The sequence below is a fragment of the Nocardia sp. NBC_01009 genome (assembly GCF_045208035.1).
Classification (GTDB): domain Bacteria; phylum Actinomycetota; class Actinomycetes; order Mycobacteriales; family Mycobacteriaceae; genus Nocardia.
Map to the genome: position 1 here is coordinate 3,184,852 of NZ_CP108695.1, position 12,762 is coordinate 3,197,613.

The window sequence follows — 12,762 nt, forward strand, 5'->3', positions numbered from 1 at the left end:
CCATCCGGAATCCCTGCTGTTGAACGGACTTCGTCATGCGTTTTCTTCGGGCCTTGGTGACCAGCCTCTTTCTGCTCGCGGCCGCCGTAACCGCGCATGCGGCACCGGTGGAGGAGTCGGGGTGGACCGCAGTGTGGGCGACCTCGGCACAAATGCCGAGTAAGACAATGGGACCCAACTGGTCCGAGGGGGGGTTCTCGAATCACACTCTGCGGCAGGTAGTCCGGGTGAGCCAGGGTGGTGTCGCCACCCGGGTACGGCTGACCAATCGATATGGCACCGAGCCACTGGCAATCGCCGGGGCCACGATCGCGGTGACCGATGCCGGCGCGAACATTCGCCTGGACACCCTGCGGCCCTTGGCCTTCGGTCTCGCCTCGGAATTCCGAATCCCGGCCGGGGCCGATCTCACCACCGATCCGGTGCTGCTGCCGGTCGCGCCCTTCCAGTCACTGACCATCACACTCCACCTCGCCGAGCCGACCGGCCCGGCGACCCATCATGCACAGGCCCTCGCGGCCACCTACCGCGCGACCGGCGACCACCGCGCGGACGGCGTCGGCACCGCCTTCACCGAGACCACCCAGTCCTGGTACTACCTGTCGGGCGTCGAGGTCTTCGATGTGCTCCCGCACCGCTCCGGTGTGGTCACCTTCGGTGATTCCATTACCGAAGGCGTCCGCTCGACCCCCGACGCCGACAACCGGTACCCTGACGAACTAGCCGAACGTCTTACCGCCGAAGGCAATCCACGCGCGGTCATCGACCAGGGCATCGGGGGCAACCGGGTCACCGTCGACTCGTCCTGGCTGGGGGACAGTGCTCAACGCCGATTCCGCACCGATGTACTCGACCAGCCGGGTGTCGGCACCGTCATCATCCTCGCGGGCATCAACGACATCGGCCTCAGCACCGACGGTCCGGGCGCTGCCGACACCGTCGTCCCCGTCTCCACCGACCAACTCGTAGCCGGGCATCTCGATCTGATCCGCCAGGCCCGCGCCAAGGGCCTGCGGGTAATCGGTGCGACCCTGACCCCCATCCACGGCTCGCCCTACTTCTCACCCGCGGCCGAGTCCGCCCGCCAGGCACTCAACGCTTGGATCCGCACCGCCGGTGCATACGACGCCGTGGTCGATTTCGATGCCGCCCTACGCGATCCGGCCGATCCCCAGCGCTTCGCCCCGGAATTCGACAGCGGCGATCACATCCACCCGAGCGATGCGGGCTATGCCGCCATGGCGGCCGCGGTGAACCCCGCCGAGTTCGGCTGACCAGCGGAGGTAATGGAGTAGCGCCGCTCGAGTGTCCGGTCGGGTTGCCCCGAAGTCGAATTCGAGGAGGGCGGCCTCGGCGACCATGCCTGATCGGAGATTTACCCTGGTCGGAGTTCGAGGATTCGTTCAGACTGGAGAAGTCGAAGTGGTTTGCCTGTGTTCTGTTGGCACTCGAAATACGGCGGTAGGACACGGCAGCCGTCTCAGGCCGAGCCAACGCCGAGCGGGTCGACGCCTGTGAGTGCCGAACTAGCGGCCCACAGTCCGGCGGCGGTGTCGAGGTCGGTCATATGCGCGTGGGGTGCTTCCCTGTGTGGTTGTCCGCGGAGACCGAAAACTCTTGGGCCCCACAGTTGCCCGCCGGTGATTTCGGTGTCCAGAACGGCTCGGACAAGGGTTTCGGCCCCTGCGTGTTTGCCGTGCAGCGCAACGCTTGCGGGTAGCCCGCGCAGGCGCTGGGCGGTGGTGCGGATGAACAACGGTGGCCGCGACGGGGTCAGTGAGTCCAGGGCACCGCCGGGATGGACGACCATGCTGGTGGTGCCGGCAGCGTGTGCGCGCAGACGGCGATCCAGTTCGAAACCGAACAGCATCTGGGCCAGTTTCGATCGCCCGTAGCTGCGCTTGGGCCGATAGTCGTGCTCCGATTGCAGATCGGTGAGATCCAGCCGCTCCGACCGCGCGGCGAAGCTGCCCACCGTGATCACCCGACTGTTCGCGGTGGCGGTCAGTATCGGCGCCAGCTGAGCGACCAGCGCGAAGTGCCCGAGATGGTTTGTCGCGAACATTAATTCGTGCCCCTGAGCACTCATGCGGCGATCGGGACCCGACAGCAGGACCCCGGCATTGAGCACGACCGCGTCCAGGCGGTCGGCATCGAGGGCGTCCACTGTCGCAGGCAGTGCGGACAGATCCGCCAGATCCAAGCGCACGCACCGCAGTCGAGCGCTGGGAACCCGTGCCCGGATCGCACGTACTGCGAGGTCGCCCTTGGCGGTGTCACGGCAGCCCAGCACCACCGTGGCACCGTTGGCCGCGAGTTGCTCGGCGGCGAAATACCCGATGCCCGCGTTAGCGCCGGTAATCAGAATTGTTTTCCCCTCGGCCTGCTGGCCGCTATGCCACGTCATGCCATCGACCTTTACAGCGGGCTCTTGCACCGCCCTCACACGCCACTGGCATGCAGCCCCGCACCAATTCGGAGTACCCGCTCAGCCCGCCGGAGCGGATCGACGGCATGTCCGGAATTCGGCAGTTGCGGACGTTCGTGAACGCGCGCCACGCGGCATTTGCGGACTCTCGACGCCGAACTGTCCGCCGCCGACATCGAATACTTCTGGCGTATCCCCGCTTCGACCATCCGCACCTGGGCGCATCCTGAAGGAAATCACCCGGTGAAAAGGACCGGACAGGATTGTGGTGTACCTCGTCGGGGAACGCGGTGGGGGACGAGACCGTCTCGCACCCCCTTACCTGCCGAATCCCCGCCAGCGCCGACGAACTGGATCGTGGCTGACCATGAGTGAGATCGCTCCCACTCATGAGTGCGGTATCGAGAAAACGTACTGACCGGCGGCATGCCGGGGGTCAACGACGGTTGTCAGCATCGGGAGGTGCTTGTACGTCATCTGGCGATCAGTTGATTGATCGATCATCGGGTGACCGATTACTGACGAGCGAGGCGCGCGAATGAAGCTCAAGATCGCGGCCCGAGCGAGATCGGAGAGCAAGGCGACGCGCATGCTGCTCGGCGTTCCGAGAATGGCCATGCCCGTCGCCGACAAGGCAAGTCCGGTGTGAGTAGGAGTAGATCGCATTTGGTAGATCCGATTGACTAGGTCCTGCCGTTGCCGATTGACCTTTCCTCGCTTCCGGTATTCGAAAGCTTGCTCGACATTGTCGTGCGCGAGCAGCGCATCTACTGCATACGGGCAGAGGTCGATCAGCGACTTTATGAACCGAGTTGTCACCTTGTCCTTTCCCCATTCGGGGTGTGGTGCGATCAGTGACTCGATCGCGGTCACGAACAGCATCACGGCGACGTCCGGGGTGGTTTGTTTGAGTGCCGCGTGATAGGCGAGCAGGGCGCCGCGAACCCGGAGCACAGCATCCAGGCCGCCCCGCATCGGCAGGTCACCGACTACATCCAAGGAGACGAAATCTCGCGCGAGCCCCATGATTTCCGGGCTGTGCCGGCGTGCAACGGCTCGTTCGGCGTAGGTATCTTTTGCTGGAAACTGCGGCACTTGGTATTCGACTGGACGGCCGGTGGCAAATGCGCAGATCGCCGCCACCACTTCGGCGCATCCCGCCACATTGCGTTGGGACCACTCGCTGGGTCCAGGCCCTGGGGCGAAGATGGTCACCTGTACCTTGCTCGGTGGTGCCAAGAGCAGACCTTGGACGGGCGTATCGCTCAAGCGCCCTTCCTCGAAGTCGAGCAGGATTTCGTCACCCAGCCGACGACTGCCCTCGATATGGACTTGGTCGCCCAAGACGCGTATGAAGTGTGCTGCGCCCGAATTGAAGTCGAGCCCGGTCAGCTTCATCTCCACGCTGTAGATCACCGGTGTTCCGGTGTCCCTCGCGGCGACCCTGGCCGACGCGCTCTCAAGAATCGACTGAACGATGTCGCTCTCAATGCCGGTCGACGCCACTATCGAGATGTCCAGCCCTGTCCAGCGCAGCACAAAGTGGTCCCCCTCCTGGTCGCCGACCGTGAAGGTAGGTCCCTCGCCGTCGCCACCCGTTCCCCATCCCGGGTTGCCAAATCGCTCGCGGGACAGATCGAGAACCCACGCCTCGAACAGCGTCCGGGCAGTGTCACCAGGCAGTCCGGCCGGGTCGATGCGATACTGCGGGGCCGGATCCATCTACTAAGGGTGAACTAGCCGCCTTGGGACGGTCACAGAACCCGCACGATCATCGGCATGTGCGCACGTCCGCTGGTGAGTCGACCTGAGCGCGGGCCGCAGCCGGGCTTCGGCGCGCGCCAGCGGCGTGAGCGGATGGCGGGTGTGTGAGTCTCGCGTGGTATCCAGGCATCGCTCAGCTGGTTTCGGGCCCGGCGAGGCTGGCGTAGGGCAAGGTCCGGTCCCGAGGCCGGGACAGATGCAATGCGGCATGGTAGTAGCCCTCGGTCTCCTTCCCCCTGGGGTCGGCGCCGGTCGCGGCGACGGCCGCGACGGCGTAGCGCTGTTCGTCGGGATCGGTGAATCGACGTTGAACGATCGTGCGTTCCGAATCGACCTCGGTGACCAACCCATGCTCGGCCAGAGCGTCGGCGATGGGCTGGTAGGAGCCGGTGCGCAGCACGAACGCGGCAACCCACACCGGTTCCTTTGCGGCGTACAGCAACTGGTGGATGGTGCGGGCGGTCAGGAAGCTCGCGCCACCGGTCACAGTGATCAAACCGGCGGCTCCGGCCGCGCGCAGCAGGGCCGTGGAAGCGGTGTCGGTCTCCAGATTCTCGGAGAAGCCGGCGTCGAGCAGACCCACGGCCAGCGCGTAGTCGATCGCCGGGGCGGCGATATCCAGCCCGACGACCGGCACGGCATCTTCACGGCGACGAGCGGCGTAGAAGTCTTTGTCGGACTCGATCAGTTCGGCCGTGTCCAGCGCGGCCACCCCCGGGGAGGTATAGCGGGCGTACAGGTCGGCGAGGGTCAGGTGGTGGTTGAGCAACGCCGCATTGATGCCGTACGAGCAGCACAGGTCCAGCACCGTCACGGGTCCCGATCGTGCGCGTGCCGCGGCCAGACGGCGGAATACCCGTTGGGCATGCTGCGGGGTCTGGTAGTCGAACCGGCCGAGACCGCCGAAGAACCCCCGCGGGTCCGGCTGGTCATAGATGTCGTCGAAAGGTGTTCTGCCTACAGGGATTTGCGTCATACCTCGATGTTGGCACGGCATTCGGCAGCAGGTGATCGCAAATGGATTCGCCACACTCGAGCAGCAGACCGGCATCACCTCCCGAATCCACACTCGCCGACCGGTCCCATTCTCGGCCTCAGCCCTGCTGCGGTGGCGGCCCAGCGTGCTCGCCGATCTGCATAATCAGCTCGCGGAGGTTGACCAATCTGTCGTCATGGGCGAACCCGCGAGCCGCACAGGCTCCGTCTATCGACGGCTCTGACTGCTCGGACATCGGCATGAGCGCGCGATCGCGAGATCAACTGTTGGCCAACGTTTGTCCCTGATCGAACGCCCGATATGCGGCATAGAAAGACGTTCTGCGCTGCGGTGTGGAACGGACGAACGTCCTCCTGATGCGCTTGTCGGGCTTGGTGTCCCATCGCAGGAGGAGGACGTTCATGGGTAACGGTAATGGTTTGTCGCGGGGTGATCGCAACCGAAACGCTCGTTTGGCGCGGCTTCGAGCGCTGGTCCCGGTCAACAATGCCATCGTCGGGATCGATCTGGCCGACCGCAAACAAATGGTCGTGGTGACCGATCACGACTCGAAAGTATTGGCCCGCAAAATATTCCGATGCCGTGCGTGGGACCTAGGGGTTGCGTTGGACTGGGCTGGCCAACGCGCAACCGCGGCGGGGTTCGCGGGTGTGACAGTGGCGTGTGAGCCGACCGGACATCGGTGGCGGGTGTTGGGACAGCTGGCCGCCGATCGTGGCATGGCGTTTGTGTGTGTCCAGCCGTCTATGACTTCGTGGTCGCGCCGTGCTGAGGATTTGACCTGCGACAAAACCGATGAGAAAGACGCGGTGCTGATCGCCCGGTTGACCGCGCAGTTGCGCTGCTATATCCCCGAACCTGTCGATGAGACCTGGGGCAGGCTGCGGCATCTGGGTGCTCGCCGCGAGCAGTTACTTGTCGATATGGTCAGCCAAATCCAGCAGCTGCGCTCACTGCTGGAATGCGTATGGCCGGCCGCACTCGATACCGCGCGACAACCGTTTCGGTCCCGCACCTGGGTCGCGGCGATGAGCGTGATCTGCGACCGCGACAACGGCGACCTCACGCGCACTCGCCGCCTCGGCTCGACCCGCTTCGAGCATGCGGTGCGCCGCGAGATCACCCGCCGAGGCGGTCAGAAGCCATCGCTGCGCATCACTCGAAACCTGTTCACCGCCCTCGGCGATCCGGCCGGAGTGATCGCGCACCGGCGCGGCGCGCTGGAACGAGTACAACTACTGCTGGGCGACTGGGCCGAAAACCAACGACGACTCACCGACACCGAGACTCGAATGATCAACGTGCTCAACGACCTTCGACTCACCGACCTGGTCACCTCCATCACCGGGCTCTCCGGCGTGGGGGCGGCGGCGATCCTGGCCGAAACCGGCGACCCCACCCGCTTCGCGACGGCCCGAGCGCTGGTCAAACACGCCGGGCTGGCACCACGAGAGAAACTCTCCGGCGCGTTCACCGGGCGCACCAAACTCACCGGCCAAGGCCGACCCAGCCTGCGTCTAGCCGCCTGGCGAGCCGTGTGGGGCACCCAACGCGCCAACCCTGTTTATGCCGCCCGCTACCAGCACCTGACCGGGCGCGAAACCAACAAACTCACCCCTACCCAAACCCAAGCCGCTATCGCCGCGACGATCCTGCGCCACCTCCACGCCGTCATCACCACCGGCCAACGCTGGGATCCACAGACCGCAACCCACGGCACACGACCCCCAATCCCGGTGGCCGCCTGAACATTACGGCGACCACCGAGCGGTCGGTCAGGGCGAGCCCCACGCGGCATAGAGACACACCGTGATCTCGACGCACATCACGGGCAGCCCCGTCCGTCGTCACCTCAACCCGATTACACGCTGCCGGGCTCAACCCCATTACCGCTATGCAGGGACGACGACGGGCGAGGCACCGACCGAACCGCTTGACACAAAACCACTTACGCTGATGTGCGGACGTTCCACAAAGTGCTTTCGCGGGCCGCGAGGAATCTGCCGAGCAGATCGAACAGGCCCTCGAGAACGTGTAGTTCCTGCTTCGGTCGGCTTGCACGGCAACCTGATTCAGGGCGGCGCGTTCAGTAGCGCAGGCTGGGCCGCGGATCCAGCGCGGCGCGGTCAGCTCCCGCTCCAGCCGCCGGTGTACGCGCCGCCCAGCAGGCGACGCCGGCGGCGGCGCTTGGCTTCCTGGTCGGGCCGGGGCGGCGTCGCTGCAGGCTGCTGCTGGGGCGGCTGTTCGGGGTCACGTTTGGTCTTGCGGAAGATTCCCATGTCGAGCTCCTGTTAGGTAGGGCGATTCGAAGCGATCAGCGGCCTCCGCCGAGGTTTCGAATCAGGACGTTGTGGCCGGGTCCGCGGGTGTCGCTGCGGCGACGATTTCCTGTAGGGCGGCGATATGGCCGGTGAAGGCTGCCCTTCCGTGCTCGGTCAGCCGGGCACGGACCTTGCGGCGGCTGCCGTCCAGGCGGCGTTCGGTGGCGATATAACCGGCGTCTTCGAGGGTGGCGAGCTGCTTGGACAGGGCCGAATCCGACAGCCCCAGGTGGTCTTTGAGGAAGGCGAACTCGGCCCAGTCGGCGGCTGCGAGTGTCGCGACCAGCGAGAGACGCGTGCTCGGGTGGATGAGTTCGTCGAAGCGGGCCTGCGTCACGCGCGCAACCAATGCCGCAGGACGCGAAGGATTTCCGGGCCGCCGAAGCCGATGATCGCCGCCACCAGCACTCCCGCCCAGATTCCGGGGTTGCGGTCGCCGTCCGCGTCCAGAGCCATCGCCAGGCCGATGGTGAGGGCGACGAGCGCGAACAGCATGCCCACAACCACGATCGGGGTGCGGCGTCCGGCCACGGCCGCGCTGACCTGCACCTGATCGGTGCGGCGACGCCCGTTGAGCAGCCGCGAGGCGACGAACGAGTGCCCGGCGCCGAAGATCAGTGTCGCGGCGATGATCAGCCATTGCGGCCCGAGGTCCCCGATCGCGCCGAGCACGACCCAGCCGGCGGCCATTGCCCACCAGTATCCGCGCGGCAGCCCGACCTCCTCGGCCACACGGCGGCGCGCCCGCTCGACCGTGTCCAGCGCGGCGCTTGCCTGATCCGGAGCGACGTTTTCCATGGTGAACTCACTTTCCCAGTAGGAAAGTGAGTCTCCACTTTCCTACTGGGAAAGTCAAGGGGCGAGGGTCGACCTGCCGCCCGGAATGATCGCGATCAGGACTGTCGAAGGGCGGCGCAGCTATCTATTCGGCAGCGTCGAATGCCCGCCTCGGCAGTATTCGACAAACTTGAACCCTGCGTCGCATCGGGCCGCGCCGTGCAGCGAAGGCTGCGCCGAGCGGGCGGGTGAGCGCGCTTACCCGGTGGGACCACCGGCCGCCTCCCGCCGCACCGTCTCCGCGATGCCGGAAAGTGCGGCGCGGAGCTTTCGGCGCTGCACGGTGGTCAGCGGGTCGAACACGAGTCGGCGCACATGTGCGACATGTCCCGGCGCGCTGTCAATCAGTTTCTGCGATGCGGGCACTGAAACGGCGCCCCTCCAACGTCGTCTAAGCAGGCATGCTCGACGACTAGCGCAGACGGGAAACGGCAAGCCCGGGAGGGCAATCGGGGGCGACTACTGACTCCAGCGCGACCGGCTCAACCCCGCATACCGGCACTTCGGACAAGCCACAACCCGGACTTACCGCCAACCAGAATAGCCCCGACCTGGAACCCACGTCTTGACACGAGAGACCTCCGATTCCGCTAACTGTCAAGCTGCAGCGGATGCCGTTGACGTCGTGGGAGGTTCGCTGAAAGCTTTTGCGGGGTCGTAGGTTTGACGGGTTTGCAGGCAGTGATGGAGCTGGCCGAGCATCTTGTTGAACAGGTGCCGGACCGCGGGGGCGTGCCGGTCGCCGTGGTCGCGACGACGTCGGTAGTGCTCATAGGCAGGACCGGACAAAACAATCAGGGTGGTGCCCCACACCCAGCCCAGGGCCGCCAGGCGATCGTTTTTGATCCGGCGGTGGGTGATGGAAATGGTCTTGCCGGATGCTCGCGTGACCGGCGCTGAGCCGGCATAAGCCTTCAGCCCTCGGGCGTTGGTGAAGCGGGTGCGGTCGTCGCCGAGTTCGGCGAGCATCCGGGCCCCGGTGAGGTCGGCCAAGCCGGGGAAGCTGGTGATGATGGAGTAGTCGCGGTGTTTGCGGAACTCCTCGGCGGCGGCCTGCTCCAGGTCGGCAGCGCCGGCGCAGGCGGCATCGAGCATGGCCAGCAGCGCCTCGGCTTGGCGGCCCATCGCCTTTTCCACCAACTCGGGTTGGCGCAGTTGGGGTTTGCGCAATCCGTCCACGATGTCGGCGGCGAGTTGGTCGATGCCGCGTTGACGCCCGGCCCGGCGCAATGCCGCAGCGACGCGGGTCTTGGTCAGTTTCATCGCCTGCGCCGGAGTCGGCGCGATCGAAAGAACAGCTCGCGCTTCAGCTTTAGCAAGGTTGGTGACAGATCTCGCCGCGAAGGTGGCCAGGAACGACGGATAGTACTCGCGCAGCAGCGAGCGCAACTCGTTGCTGGCCTTGGTTCGCCGCCAAGTCGCATCCTGCTGCGCCCGGGCCAGCACCGTGATCGCCCGGGCGAGTTCGCTGTCGGCGGGCAGCTGTCGGTGAATATGGGCATCGACGCGCAAAATGTTGGCCAATGTCATCGCGTCGAGGTGATCTGATTTCGCGCGGGCCAGGCTGCGGCGTTCGCGATAACGCGCGACCACCATCGGGTTGATCGCGAACACTGGTCGACCGGTCGCGCGCAGCGCGGCGACCATCAGCCCGCGGGAGGTTTCGATCGCAATCGGGATCGGTTCCTCGGCGGTGTCACCGGCGTCGGCGAGTAGTTCGATCAGCTCGGCGAAACCCGTCGGGTCGTCGCTGATCCGCTTCTTCGCCACCAGCACACCGTCACGATCGACAATCGCGATGTCGTGGTGGGGTCGACGTGGAGCGCGGTGCCGGGATTGCTCCCGGTCCGTTTCTCCACGCCGCCCTCCCGAACCGGACGTGCGAGTTGTCCCCGCATCCGGCTCTCCACAAATCTCGTTGAGCTGTCGTTTATCTCACCGTGTGCTGGGCCATGGCGAGGGGATTGTCGTGCCCCGTGGTCGGTAGCGCGTCGTGACCACCGAGCCGGGATTGAACAGCACGACTTCTCGATCGTGTGGCCACCATCCGCCGTCGCAGAAGCGGCGGCGAAGCTCCTTCCATCCTGCGTTGGGGTACTTGCGCCGCAGCCATCCGAATACCTGTCGCCAGACGATCATGCGCAGATATTGGAAGGCGCGGGCCGATACTCCGGGACGGAAGTAGGCGGTCCAGCCCCGCAGCACTTGGTTGAGCTTGTGCAGCAGGACTGCCAGCGACAGGCTGACGTTCATTCGGCAGATCGTCTTCGTCTTGGCCTTGATGGACCGGAGTGCCTTCTTAGCTGGGTAGTTGTAGACGAAATGCATTGTCGTGCCTCGCTTTCGGTGGCGCTGGATGCGCCAGCCGAGAAAGTCGAGACCCTCGTCGATGTGGGTGATCAGAGTTTTCTCCGGCGACAGCTGCAAGCCGACGGTGGACAAGACCTCCGAGACTTCGGGAAGCAGTGCCTCCGCGTGGGCTCGGGTGCCCGAGACCAGGATGACGAAGTCGTCCGCGTACCGGATCAGCCGGTAGTTGGGCAACCCCTTCTGGCGTCGGGTGAACCGTCGCTTCGGGCTGGTCTGCGGGCCGCCCTCGATTCTGGTGAAGTGCTCGTCCAGAACCGACAGGGCCACGTTGGCCAGCAGCGGAGACAGGATCCCGCCCTGCGGGGTGCCGGTGACGGTTTCCTTGGATGTGCCGACCTCGGTGAGGATGCCGGCCTTCAGGAACGCCTTCACCAGCGCGAGCACTCGCTTGTCGCCGATTCGAGCCCGCACCCGGTCCAGCAGGGCCGAATGCGAGATCTCGTCGAAGCATGCCTTGATGTCGCCTTCGAGCACCCATTCGTAGGTCTTGGATGCCAGGAAGCGCGTCTCGGCCATCGCGTCGTGCGCACGCCGGTTCGGTCTGAAGCCGTAGGAGCACGGAGCGAAGTCCGCCTCGAATATCGGCTCCAGCACCAGCTTCAAGGATGCTTGGACCACCCGATCGGCCACGGTCGGAATGCCCAGGCGACGCCGCTTGCGCGACCCTGGCTTGGGAATCATCCGTTCTCGGACCGGTGTCGGGTGAAAACTGCGGGCCTTCAACTGATCCCGCAGCTCGACGAGGAACTGGTCCTCGCCGATCCTGTCCCGGACGAAGGCGGTGGTCATGCCGTCGACTCCGGCCGAGCGCGCGCCCTTGTTCCCCGCAACCCTCTCCCAGGCCATCAGCAGAAAGCTGGGATCGGTGACGAGGTTGAACAGATCGTCGAACCGACGATGAGGATCGTCGTTCGCCCAACGATGCAGCTTGGTCTGAATCTCCAGTACCCGCCGCTCAGCACGAATCGCGTTGAGCGACAGCTCACTTGTATTCACGAGTGCCCTCCTGGTCTTCCAATACTTCCGCTGCTGATTTGCTGGCTCCCTTCGCCATGTGATCGGCTTTCCCGATCTCGGACTACTACGGAGCCTCCGCCCCGTTCGCTGTCGTCAGCCGACGACGGGCCTGTCCCCGGTTCGTGCTGGCTGCACGAGACAGGGACGACATCGAACGGTTCCCACGTTCACTCGAGAGTCGATCGACGGATTAGGCGCCCAGCTCTACCCCTGCGGCATCGCCACGGTTACGCCGCAGGCATTCACCGTGGCCTCCTGACGGCTTGTCACATCCCCGCCAAGAGTTCCCCGACCCTCCATCAGCGTCGGGTGCGCACCGCGACCAGCCCATATCCGCCAGATTTGAGCTGGAGGGCCGTTAAGGGGCGTCAAGCACTGGTTTCTCGCGTACACCTTTCCGTCTTGCTGACCGGACCCGCGCCATCTGGCAGTGCTGGCACGTCCCGGCGTTGTCAGGACTGCTCCCACCCTCACCGGCGTCTCCCGGATCAGGCTGTCCTCAGCTTCATCCGGCCGCTGCGACGGCCGGATGGCGAAGGTCTCTCACCTCCGCTCGACTTCAAGCGCCTCGTGGCGCACATGGCCTTCGGCCCAGTCGATTCCGCAGTATCGGTTCAAATCTGTCCTCCATCAGACGGTTTCCGCTGGTCCAAGACCCAGGCGAGAACGCGCAGCACCCTACTTACGAGCCTCTCGGGCTTGCCTCCGATGAGCTGTTCGCGATCCCAGCGCACCCGCACGGCACCGGTCTGCGTCAGAGCTCGACAGGCTCTCGGTTCAGCAGGGCGTCTGGTCGCGCGGGCGGGCTCGAACCACGAACAATCTCTACTGCTCACCAACGCCGGATCCGGAAGACACACCGCGCCAACCGGATCCGCCGTCAGATCGAGGTCCGGCCTCGACGGCCGCGGCCTCTAGTGAGGTCTCAAAGTCCAAGGGGAGCCAAAGGGGTCACCGCGCCAGACCTGAACGACACGAGCTCACAGATCGGATCGTCCGGGGATAAGTAGGGGAGCCATGTGCGGACG

Annotated in this window: 11 protein-coding genes; 2 read left to right on the top strand and 9 right to left on the bottom strand. The window is 65.2% G+C overall.

Features of this window, described 5'->3' with window-relative positions:
* The first annotated feature begins 35 nt into the window (after positions 1-35).
* Positions 36-1,274, top strand: a complete 1,239-nt coding sequence (locus tag OHA42_RS14120; RefSeq protein WP_406237391.1) for an SGNH/GDSL hydrolase family protein — start codon at positions 36-38, stop codon at positions 1,272-1,274.
* Positions 1,275-1,480: 206 nt separating this feature from the next.
* On the opposite strand, the gene OHA42_RS14125 is transcribed toward OHA42_RS14120, so the two are convergent.
* The 3 genes from OHA42_RS14125 to OHA42_RS14135 all read right to left on the bottom strand — a co-directional run bounded on the left by OHA42_RS14125 (position 1,481) and on the right by OHA42_RS14135 (position 5,168).
* The gene (locus OHA42_RS14125) at positions 1,481-2,407 is read right to left on the bottom strand and encodes an SDR family NAD(P)-dependent oxidoreductase (RefSeq protein ID WP_406237393.1); all 927 of its coding nucleotides are present in this window, start codon (positions 2,405-2,407) and stop codon (positions 1,481-1,483) included.
* Between the two features lie 408 nt (positions 2,408-2,815).
* A complete protein-coding gene (locus OHA42_RS14130; RefSeq protein WP_406237395.1) occupies positions 2,816-4,150 on the bottom strand; it encodes a hypothetical protein in 1,335 nt (444 codons plus the stop codon).
* A 175-nt stretch (positions 4,151-4,325) separates the two neighbouring features.
* A complete protein-coding gene (locus tag OHA42_RS14135; RefSeq protein WP_406237397.1) occupies positions 4,326-5,168 on the bottom strand; it encodes a hypothetical protein in 843 nt (280 codons plus the stop codon).
* A 422-nt stretch (positions 5,169-5,590) separates the two neighbouring features.
* Here OHA42_RS14135 and OHA42_RS14140 point away from each other — a divergent pair, with 422 nt between their 5' ends.
* Entirely contained in the window at positions 5,591-6,937 is a 1,347-nt protein-coding gene (locus OHA42_RS14140; protein ID WP_406237399.1) for an IS110 family transposase, read from the top strand.
* A 378-nt stretch (positions 6,938-7,315) separates the two neighbouring features.
* Here OHA42_RS14140 and OHA42_RS14145 read toward each other — a convergent pair whose 3' ends face one another.
* From OHA42_RS14145 to ltrA, 6 genes are all read right to left on the bottom strand, one after another.
* Positions 7,316-7,468 (bottom strand): hypothetical protein, encoded by a 153-nt coding sequence (locus tag OHA42_RS14145; RefSeq protein WP_328401003.1) that lies wholly within the window; start codon positions 7,466-7,468, stop codon positions 7,316-7,318.
* 61 nt (positions 7,469-7,529) lie between these two features.
* The gene (locus OHA42_RS14150; RefSeq protein WP_328401005.1) at positions 7,530-7,847 is read right to left on the bottom strand and encodes a transcriptional regulator; all 318 of its coding nucleotides are present in this window, start codon (positions 7,845-7,847) and stop codon (positions 7,530-7,532) included.
* A complete protein-coding gene (locus OHA42_RS14155) occupies positions 7,844-8,308 on the bottom strand; it encodes a hypothetical protein (protein WP_328401007.1) in 465 nt (154 codons plus the stop codon). Before OHA42_RS14155 ends, OHA42_RS14150 begins: the two co-directional genes overlap by 4 nt.
* A gap of 237 nt (positions 8,309-8,545) precedes the next feature.
* Positions 8,546-8,713 (bottom strand): hypothetical protein, encoded by a 168-nt coding sequence (locus OHA42_RS14160; RefSeq protein WP_406237402.1) that lies wholly within the window; start codon positions 8,711-8,713, stop codon positions 8,546-8,548.
* Between the two features lie 231 nt (positions 8,714-8,944).
* Positions 8,945-10,147: an IS110 family transposase gene (locus OHA42_RS14165; protein ID WP_406239351.1), complete on the bottom strand. Its 1,203-nt coding sequence runs from the start codon at positions 10,145-10,147 to the stop codon at positions 8,945-8,947.
* Between the two features lie 135 nt (positions 10,148-10,282).
* Entirely contained in the window at positions 10,283-11,713 is a 1,431-nt protein-coding gene (gene ltrA, locus OHA42_RS14170) for a group II intron reverse transcriptase/maturase (protein WP_406237404.1), read from the bottom strand.
* Positions 11,714-12,762: the final 1,049 nt, after the last annotated feature.